General features: G+C 46.0%; 7 protein-coding genes. 4 read left to right on the top strand and 3 right to left on the bottom strand.

Annotation, left to right across the window (positions count from 1 at the left end; translation table 11 throughout):
• The coding region (locus O9324_RS22005) for a helix-turn-helix domain-containing protein (protein WP_287729465.1) at positions 1 to 176 on the bottom strand (176 nt) is incomplete at its 3' end.
• A gap of 172 nt (positions 177 to 348) precedes the next feature.
• Between O9324_RS22005 and O9324_RS22000 the strand changes: the two genes are divergently transcribed.
• Complete coding sequence (locus O9324_RS22000) at positions 349 to 888, top strand: DUF3038 domain-containing protein (RefSeq protein ID WP_288141309.1); 540 nt, start codon at positions 349 to 351, stop codon at positions 886 to 888.
• Positions 889 to 1,119: 231 nt separating this feature from the next.
• Entirely contained in the window at positions 1,120 to 2,454 is a 1,335-nt protein-coding gene (locus O9324_RS21995) for a DUF4335 domain-containing protein (protein WP_288141308.1), read from the top strand.
• A 151-nt stretch (positions 2,455 to 2,605) separates the two neighbouring features.
• On the opposite strand, the gene O9324_RS21990 is transcribed toward O9324_RS21995, so the two are convergent.
• Positions 2,606 to 2,872 (bottom strand): TIGR02450 family Trp-rich protein, encoded by a 267-nt coding sequence (locus O9324_RS21990; protein ID WP_002737176.1) that lies wholly within the window; start codon positions 2,870 to 2,872, stop codon positions 2,606 to 2,608.
• Between the two features lie 128 nt (positions 2,873 to 3,000).
• Positions 3,001 to 3,615, bottom strand: coding sequence for a transcriptional repressor LexA (gene lexA / locus O9324_RS21985; RefSeq protein WP_287628320.1), 615 nt, complete (start codon positions 3,613 to 3,615; stop codon positions 3,001 to 3,003).
• A gap of 911 nt (positions 3,616 to 4,526) precedes the next feature.
• Between lexA and nifJ the strand changes: the two genes are divergently transcribed.
• The gene (gene nifJ, locus O9324_RS21980; RefSeq protein WP_288141307.1) at positions 4,527 to 8,081 is read left to right on the top strand and encodes a pyruvate:ferredoxin (flavodoxin) oxidoreductase; all 3,555 of its coding nucleotides are present in this window, start codon (positions 4,527 to 4,529) and stop codon (positions 8,079 to 8,081) included.
• Positions 8,082 to 8,298: 217 nt separating this feature from the next.
• On the top strand, positions 8,299 to 8,996 hold a 698-nt coding region (locus O9324_RS21975), incomplete at its 3' end, for an RRXRR domain-containing protein (protein WP_288141306.1).

Below are 8,996 nucleotides of genomic sequence, written 5' to 3'. Positions count from 1 at the left end.
TCGGTTAGCATTGAAGAAGTTTCAGTATATCCTACTCTTTCTTGTCTTTCGTACCATGCTTGTGTTCTGAGATGGAGTGCCTTATTGTAAACCAATCTTACACAGCCCAAAGTGCGCCGCAATAGCGACTCTTGTTCGGGTGTGGGGTAAAATCGAAACGAATAGGCTTTTTCCATGCCTCACATTCTAGCATATATCGTGTAAATGCGCTAGTATTTAACGGTAAAGCCGTCCTTTTAGAAGGGGGTTTCAGAGCCAAAATTGGCGATGACACTTTAGAACCAGTGATTTTTTCTCCTAAACCCAAGTTTTTCTGCTGGCAATTCCTTATTATCTATGTCCTTGACTATGCCTCAGTCTGCCGAGTCCTCCACGGGTGAGGATTTACCCCTAGCTATCTCACCCAGTAACGAGCAGTTAGAGAATATTAATAGCTATTTAAACCTGATTTTGGCAGCTTTAGTCTCTCTAGCTAATTTAGACTCCGAGTCTATCACCCAAGCAGCCCAGGAATTAGCCTTAGATCTGGATACAAGCGATCGCCTAGTTGCCCACTACTGGCAACCCCAGTCAAAACTCTCCCTAGCGGACATCCGTTCTCTAGTTCTCCTCCTTTGTCATCTGGCCCAAAAAAAGCAAGAGTTAATCCGTCGCGCTGTAATTCTCTTGGAACAAGTGGGAACTCAAGGAGAAGAACCGGTCAAAACCACGCTTTTGGGCAATTATATCGATAATTTTCGCTTAAAATACCCAGAAATATCGGAAAATAATCTCAGCGATTCTAGCCTGATTTCCCTAGCCTGGAAATTATTAATCGATTTATTGTTCTACAGCAGCCCCCGCAGTCATCTCCTTCTCTGGCACACCCTTTTGGCAAGTAAAAAGTAAAAAGGCTATCAGTTATCAGTTATCAGTTATCAGTTATCAGTTATCAGATGTAAGTTATCAGATGTAAGTTTTCAGATGTAAGTTTTCAGATGTAAGTTTTCAGTTCACTGTTCACTGTTTACTGATCACTGGACGGCTACGCCGTGCCTTTGGCAACACTGAAAAAAAGCTTCCCAGTTCATAATTCATAATTCATAATTCATAATTTATAATTCCCACGGATAACTAAAAATGAGTAATCTAATTCGCAAATATACACCCCCCACCTGTACCCTAGAAATTTGGGGAAATAGTTCGCCTCTAGCGGTTTGGTTAGGTAAAAATGTCTTAAACGATGCCCACTTTCAATTGCGCTTTGATGATCCTAGATTGAGTGAGGAAAAACAGGTGACAATCAAGGGCGATCGCACACAATTGCAACTCCTAGGGGAAATTGTCGCTAATTATGTGCAGAATTTACTCTCTAGTCCCGTTTCTACCCTCTCTTTCGTGGCTAGTGGTTCCCCCGAAAGTCATCTTCCCTCCTTACCCTCTCTCCGTTGTCAGGGACTTCTCCAGCATCAATTATTTTTGGGTTCCCTGCTAACCGATCGAGATAAACAGGAGATTGAATTAACCACATCGCAATTATTCGACCTAGCCAATGCTTTAGGGGAATACAACCATGAAAGTCCCCTAATACCCCCTTTAATTCGCCAGAAAACTCGAAAGAATACCCTGATCTGGACGGGATTAATCGCCTCAGCCCTAATAACTATCGGGGGAATAGCGATCGCATTTTATCAACAGCAAGAACTAACCAACAATGATTTAACCACCGATCCCAATAGCGCCAGGATTCCCCAACCCTTGCCAACGCTGCCTTTACCCCCCACGGGAACAGCCGCCCCAAACCCGCAGTTACCGGCAAATTTGGGCAATAAAACCCCTTTACCGCCACCGCCCCCCGTGGCAACCGTTCCAGCCCCAGTTCGTCCCTCTAGCGTCCCCCTAGTGATTCCGCCGTCCACTTTACCGCCGCCACCAGTCACGGGTTCGCGTCCCGGCGGCACGGCGATCGTAATTGAACCGAATAATCAGAACATCCCGATTACTGCCCCCCCCGTCACCAGCGCTCAGGGTACAAATGCACTAGCAAATATTCCCCCCACCACGATGAATCCGACTCCAGCACCGCCAAAATTGCCCAATTTACCGCCTCTAAGCCCTGTTAACCCCGAAAATGTCAATTTAGACCCCAAACCGCCCACAAGTACCGCTAAAGCCCCAGAGACGAACTTACTAGATACAATTCCCCAAGTGGCAGAAACCAGAGAATATTTTCAATCCCGTTGGCAACCGCCGGAAAGTCTCAAGCATACTCTAGAGTACCGTTTGGTCTTAAATCAGGATGGTTCCCTAAAACAGATTATTCCCCTGGGACAGGCGGCGAAAATCTATCTCGATCGCACTAATATGCCCCTGCTCAATCAACCTTTCGTTTCTCCCCTCGATATCTCTGGTAATCCTCAATTGCGTCTAGTTCTTGGTTCTGATGGCACGGTGCGGACCTTTATGGAACAGTAATAGGGGACTTGCGTGGGAATAATATCCCAATCGATCGGAGGGCGCAAGCTTTGCGCCCCTACAGTAACGGATTTTGTCCACAATGTAGGGGCGAACTGCGTTCGCCCAAAAGGTACATTATCAAAGCGCAAGTCCGTAGGCTGTACTGCATTTAATTAACAATAATCTCGTCGGCGCTGTCGGGTTGGTTCATTTCTGTTAGGGTTTGCCAACCGGATTGCCAGAGATTCGCGTCTTGCAACTGTTTAGCATTAATCCAGAAGCGGACAGTCGGATCGCAGGAAGCGACTAATTCGGCAAAAACCCATTGACCGCGATTTTGACGATTGACCACTTGAAAATGTCGCCAGCCCCATGTTTTTTGTTTTGCCGTCCATTTTGATCCCAAGAGATGGGGATACTTCTGTTTTTTGGGCATAAAAGTTAAAACACCTGAGTTCGGGATAGGCTGAAACCCTTATATTATCCTAGTTGGCCCACCCGATTCTTTTCCTGGAGCAAGGAGAGGAAAAATGATCGGGGCGCTTAAGTGCGCCCCAGTTTTGGCTAATAACCGCGCCAAACACCAACCAAAACCCCTTGCACTTGTACTTGTTCAGTATTGGCTGTAATTGGTTGATATTTTTGATTGGAGGGTTGGAGAGTGATGATTTCGCCTTCTTGGTAGAAACGTTTTAAAGTAGTGCCGTGGCCTTCGACTCTGGCGGCGACGATTTCTCCATTGGACACCGCTTCATTACCCGTGAGAGAACGCATAATCACCAGATCCCCATCGGCAATATGATCCTCGATCATACTGTCTCCGGAAACGCGCAGGGCATAACAGTCTTGGCTGCGTTGCAACAGGTTAGAAAGATCGAGTTTTTCTTCCACATCGGTGAAGGGTTCCACTAAACCACCAGCAGCGATCGCGCCTAGAACTGGTAAACCTTGCACTGGTTGTTTGAGAATCCGCAGGGTGCGTGCTTTTCCTTCTGTCCAATCAATATAGCCTTTGGTGCGTAAACGTTCTAAACGGCTTTGAATCGGTGCGGGAGAGCGTAAATTCATCGCTCGCATCATTTGCCGGATGGAAGGGGCGTGCTGAGTAGTGCGAATGTACTCAATTAGCCAGTCGTACAACTCCTGTTGCGCTTGAGTAAGGGATTCGAGGTTAGTCATGATCTATTTTCCTATCCTTGGGTTAAGATAATTTGTACTTTAGTTCATTTGTGTTTAACCTAGTACATCTTAACTTCATCGGCCGACTAAATCAACTGATTATTAGATCTCTTGCGAAAATCAAAAATTGTCGTGCTTGGTTAGGAGACTCCGAGACAGCCTTGAATCAGTTATCAGTTAGGGACTTGCTTGGGAATAATATCCCAATCGATCGGAGGGCGCAAGCTTTGCGCCCCTACAGTAACGGATTTTGTCCACAATGTAGGGGCGGACTGCGTTCGCCCAAAAGGTACATTATCAAAGCGCAAGTCCCTTATCAGTTATCAGATGCGAGTTACAGCGTTTCTCAGATAGATGAGGTTCGTTCTTGCGGCTACAATACTTGATTAGCAAGGGTTAATCTGTGCTTCACCTTTACGAGAAAGGCCGTATCGGTTCACTGATTACTGATTACTGTTCACTGATAACTGAAAAGTCTCCCTTCTCCCCACTTCATAATTAATAATTCATAATTCCTTCTCCCTGCTCATAGACAGTCTTAATGAGTAATTTAGATAGTCAACAGCTTATCTTCTGACCTAGCACTTTTTTAAAAAAAGTATCATTAATTTTTATCTCAATTCTGAATATTAATTAATACCAGGGTCGGTTGCGGGCAAACTCAGCAGCGTATTAAGAAAAAATAACGAATTGCTAGAAAGCCGAGAATCTGGATAATGATCGAGGTGGAGACAGAAAAATTGCTCTACTTAAGCCTGTCTGCCGTAAGCGTCCAATAGTAGATAGGGAGTCAAAAGCGACGCTCAAGAAAGTCCTTCGGTTGTCAGGGAAACGAGAGGATATTTAGTGCGAAATTGAGCCGTAAAAAAACTTAAAATCCCGACAAATATCGTAAAAACTAAGGGGAACACATGACCACAAAAACCTATGCAACAATAGATGGTAACGAAGCTGTTGCACGCGTTGCCTATCGTCTCAGTGAAGTGATCGCTATTTATCCTATCACTCCCTCCTCGCCTATGGGTGAATGGTCTGATAGTTGGGCCGCCGAACGCAGAGCTAATCTCTGGGGAACCATTCCTTCCGTAATCGAAATGCAGAGCGAAGGTGGGGCAGCGGGAACCCTGCACGGAGCGCTACAAACAGGCTCTTTAACTACTACTTTCACTTCCTCCCAGGGATTATTATTAATGCTCCCCAACTTCTACAAAATTGCGGGGGAATTAACCTCTTCAGTGGTCCATGTGGCGGCCCGTGCTTTAGCAGCCCAAGGGTTGTCAATTTTTGGGGATCATAGTGATGTTATGTCTGCCAGAAGTACAGGGTGGGCTATGTTAGCAGCTAATTCCGTTCAAGAAGCTCATGATCTGGCAGCAATCGCCACAGCTACCACCCTAGAAACGCGGCTTCCTTTTCTGCACTTTTTTGATGGTTTTCGTACCAGTCATGAGGTGCAAAAAGTCGAATTAATTAGCGATGAAACTCTCAAAGAACTGATAGATGAAGACCTAATTATTGCCCATCGTCAAAGAGCTTTAACTCCCGATCGACCGGTGTTACGAGGCACAGCACAAAATCCCGATGTTTATTTCCAGGCAAGGGAAAGCGTCAATCCTTTCTATCATGCTTGTCCCGATATCGCCCAAAAAATTATGGATCGTTTTGCCCAATTAACAGGACGGCAATACCATCTTTATGAATACCACGGTGCGCCCGATGCCGAAAGAGTGATTATTTTAATGGGATCGGGAGGGGAAACCGTCCATGAAACCGTGGATTATCTCAATCAAAATGGGGCTAAAGTTGGGGTTTTAAAAGTTCGTCTTTATCGTCCTTTTGCCGCCGACAAATTACTGGCAGCTTTGCCCACCACAGTGAAAAAAATAGCCGTTTTAGATCGCTGTAAAGAACCCGGTGCCGGGGGCGATCCGCTATATTTAGACGTGGTAAATGCCTTTATGGAGGAGTACGAAGGTAAGCTGCCGAAAATTGTCGGAGGACGCTACGGTTTATCTTCCAAAGAATTTACTCCAGCCATGGTTGCTGGTATATTTGATAACTTAAGTCTCGACAAACCGAAAAATCACTTCACTATTGGTATCGTTGATGATCTCACCTTTTCCAGTCTGGAATATGACCACAGTTTTTCCACTGAACCAGACAAAGTAGTGCGGGCGGTTTTCTACGGTTTAGGTTCCGATGGTACGGTGGGAGCTAACAAAAACTCAATTAAAATTATCGGTGAAGATACTGATAATTATGCCCAGGGTTATTTCGTCTATGATTCCAAAAAATCTGGCTCCGTCACCGTTTCTCACCTACGCTTTGGACCGGAGCCGATTCGCTCTACCTATTTAATCACCGATGCTAACTTTATCGCCTGTCATCAGTGGGAATTTATCGAACAATTTGACCTGCTAGAAACCGCTAAACCGAACTCAATTTTTCTCCTCAATAGTCCCTATCCACCAGAGGAGCTATTTAGTCACCTACCCCGCCATCTCCAGCAAACTATCATCGACAAAAATCTGCAAGTTTATACGATTAATGCCACTCAAGTGGCCAAAGAAGCGGGGATGGGCAGCCGGATTAATACCGTGATGCAGGTGTGTTTCTTTGCTCTAGCGGGGGTTTTGTCTCGGGAAGAGGCGATCGCACAAATCAAAAAAGCCATCCGCAAGACCTACGGCAAGAAAGGCGAAGAAATCGTGCAGATGAACATTAAAGCCGTGGATTCTGCCCTAGAACACCTCTATCAAGTGCCAATTCCCGCCACTGTCACCCCTGAAGCTTTTGAATTAAGACCCCCAATTCCCGACACCGCACCCGCTTTCGTCCGAGAAGTCCTCGGCAAAATTATCGCCCGTCACGGGGAGGAATTGCCCGTTAGCGCCCTTCCCAACGATGGGACCTATCCCACCGCCACTAGCCAATGGGAAAAACGCAATATTGCCCAAGAAATCCCCGTTTGGGATGCAGATGTCTGTGTTCAGTGCGGAAAATGCGTTCTTGTTTGTCCCCACGCCGTTATTCGCTCGAAAGTCTATGATGAGGCCGAATTAGCCACGGCCCCGGAAACCTTTAAAGTCGCTAATGCCAAGGATCACGACTGGAAAGGGCTAAAATTCACCATCCAAGTGGCCGCCGAAGATTGTACCGGTTGCGGTCTTTGCGTTGATGTTTGCCCCGCTAAAAACAAATCGCAACCGCGTCTAAGAGCCATTAATATGGCTCCCCAATTGCCCCTGCGGGAACAGGAACGAGTTAACTGGGATTTCTTCCTTAATTTGCCTAATCCAGACCGATTAAGCCTAAATCTCAACAAAATTAACCATCAGCAAATGCAGGAACCTCTCTTTGAGTTTTCCGGTGCTTGTGCCGGTTGTGGTGAGACTCCCTACGTTAAATTAGTCAGTCAGCTATTTGGCGATCGCATGATAGTGGCTAATGCCACCGGTTGTTCATCTATCTACGGAGGTAATTTACCGACAACACCCTGGGCAGTTAACGCCGAAGGTCGCGGTCCAGCTTGGTCGAATTCCCTCTTTGAAGACAATGCCGAATTTGGCTTAGGATTCCGGGTTTCCATCGATAAACAGGCAGAATTTGCCGCCGAACTGTTAGCAACCCTCGCTAGTGAAATCGGAGAAAGTCTAGCGGCAGATATTCTCAATTGTCACCAAGTCGATGAAGCGGAAATTTACGAACAACGGCAACGGGTAGAGTCCTTAAAATCCCGTTTAGGGCAATTAACCCCGACCACGCAGGTGAAAATGTTGTTATCCGTGGCCGATTATCTGGTCAAGAAAAGCGTCTGGATTGTCGGGGGTGACGGTTGGGCCTACGACATCGGTTATGGTGGCTTAGATCACGTTTTAGCCAGTGGTCGCAATGTGAATATTTTGGTCATGGATACGGAAGTTTACTCGAATACTGGCGGACAAGCCTCGAAAGCTACTCCTCGCGCCGCCGTAGCTAAATTTGCTTCTGGTGGCAAACCGGGACCGAAAAAAGACCTCGGTTTAATGGCCATGACCTACGGTAATGTCTATGTGGCCAGCGTGGCTATGGGGGCAAAAAACGAGCAAACTATCAAAGCTTTCCTAGAAGCGGAAGCTTATAACGGGCCATCGTTAATTATCGCCTATTCTCACTGTATTGCTCACGGGATCAACATGACCACCGCCATGAACCATCAAAAAGAAGTGGTGGAAAGCGGTCGCTGGTTAATGTACCGTTATCATCCCGATTTAGCTAAAGAAGGCAAAAATCCCCTACAATTGGACAGCCGTGCGCCTAAGCTTACCGTAGCGCAAACTCTCTACTCGGAGAATCGCTTTAAGATGTTGGCCACCAGTAAGCCGGAGGAAGCTAAACGTCTGCTCAAAGAAGCACAAGCAGATGTGGATACGCGCTGGCAAATGTATCAGTATTTAGCAGCAAAAGGTACAGGAGGCAAGGAATAGTTGTCACTAACCCCGCCCTAAAAGCGACGGGGCTTGCCTAGACCAATTTAGGCGCCGCAAGTAGAGACTACCGCATCGAGACACAATCTGGCCCAGACCTCCGAATACTTCCCTAGTTCGGATTCTCTCTAAGCTTTATTGGTAAAGCGTTGTTAGACAAGACATCTTGATTGTGTTGCGGTAAGGGACATTAACTTCACTCTTAAGGATTATCTCCATGGCAAGAGTTCCTGTTATCTCAAAAGACGGAAAACCGTTAATGCCCACCAAACCCAGTCGGGCCAGACGATGGATTAAAGAAGGAAAAGCTATCGGTAAATTCAACGACTTAGATATTTTCTATGTCCAGCTAACCACTGAACCTTCCGATAACAAAACCCAACCGATTGCCATTGGTATTGACCCGGGTAAATTATTCTCTGGAATTGGCGTTCAATCCTCTCTTTTTACTCTTTGGAAGGCTCACTTAGAACTTCCTTTTAAACGAGTAAGAGAGCGCCTAGACAATAGACGGTTAATGCGAAGAGGACGTAGAAAAAGACGGATTAACCGCCAACTTCCTTTTAGTCTAAGAGCGCATCGACAAAAGCGATTCTCAAATAGAAGACAAGGAAAATTAGCTCCCTCAATCAGAGCTAATCGTCAACTTGAACTTCGAGTCGTTTCGGAACTAACCAAAATCTATCCAATTACCGATATTTACTTTGAGTATGTCAAAGCCGATGTTGATTTAACTTCAGGTAGAAAAGGGGCTAAGTCTGGAAAAGGTTTCTCGCCGGTTATGCTCGGACAAAAATGGGCTATTGAGCAACTGTCTCAATTGGCAACAGTCCATACTCGCTTTGGTTGGCAAACCTCTAATCTCAGAAAATATTTGCGACTAGAAAAGTCGAAAAATAAAGCAGAACAATCACC

This window comes from Microcystis sp. LE19-84.1B (assembly GCF_027531875.1).
In the GTDB taxonomy this organism is placed as follows: domain Bacteria; phylum Cyanobacteriota; class Cyanobacteriia; order Cyanobacteriales; family Microcystaceae; genus Microcystis; species Microcystis panniformis.
The sequence above is the reverse complement of the archived record's forward strand: the minus strand, read 5'-3'. Positions and strand labels throughout refer to the sequence as shown.

Excerpts from the sequence above, each read along its gene's own strand:
- nifJ (WP_288141307.1), top strand. The coding sequence starts at position 4,527 with ATGACCACAAAAACCTATGCAACAATAGATGGTAACGAAGCTGTTGCA.
- lexA (WP_287628320.1), bottom strand. The coding sequence starts at position 3,615 with ATGACTAACCTCGAATCCCTTACTCAAGCGCAACAGGAGTTGTACGAC.
- O9324_RS22000 (WP_288141309.1), top strand. The coding sequence starts at position 349 with ATGCCTCAGTCTGCCGAGTCCTCCACGGGTGAGGATTTACCCCTAGCT.
- O9324_RS21990 (WP_002737176.1), bottom strand. The coding sequence starts at position 2,872 with ATGCCCAAAAAACAGAAGTATCCCCATCTCTTGGGATCAAAATGGACG.
- O9324_RS21995 (WP_288141308.1), top strand. The coding sequence starts at position 1,120 with ATGAGTAATCTAATTCGCAAATATACACCCCCCACCTGTACCCTAGAA.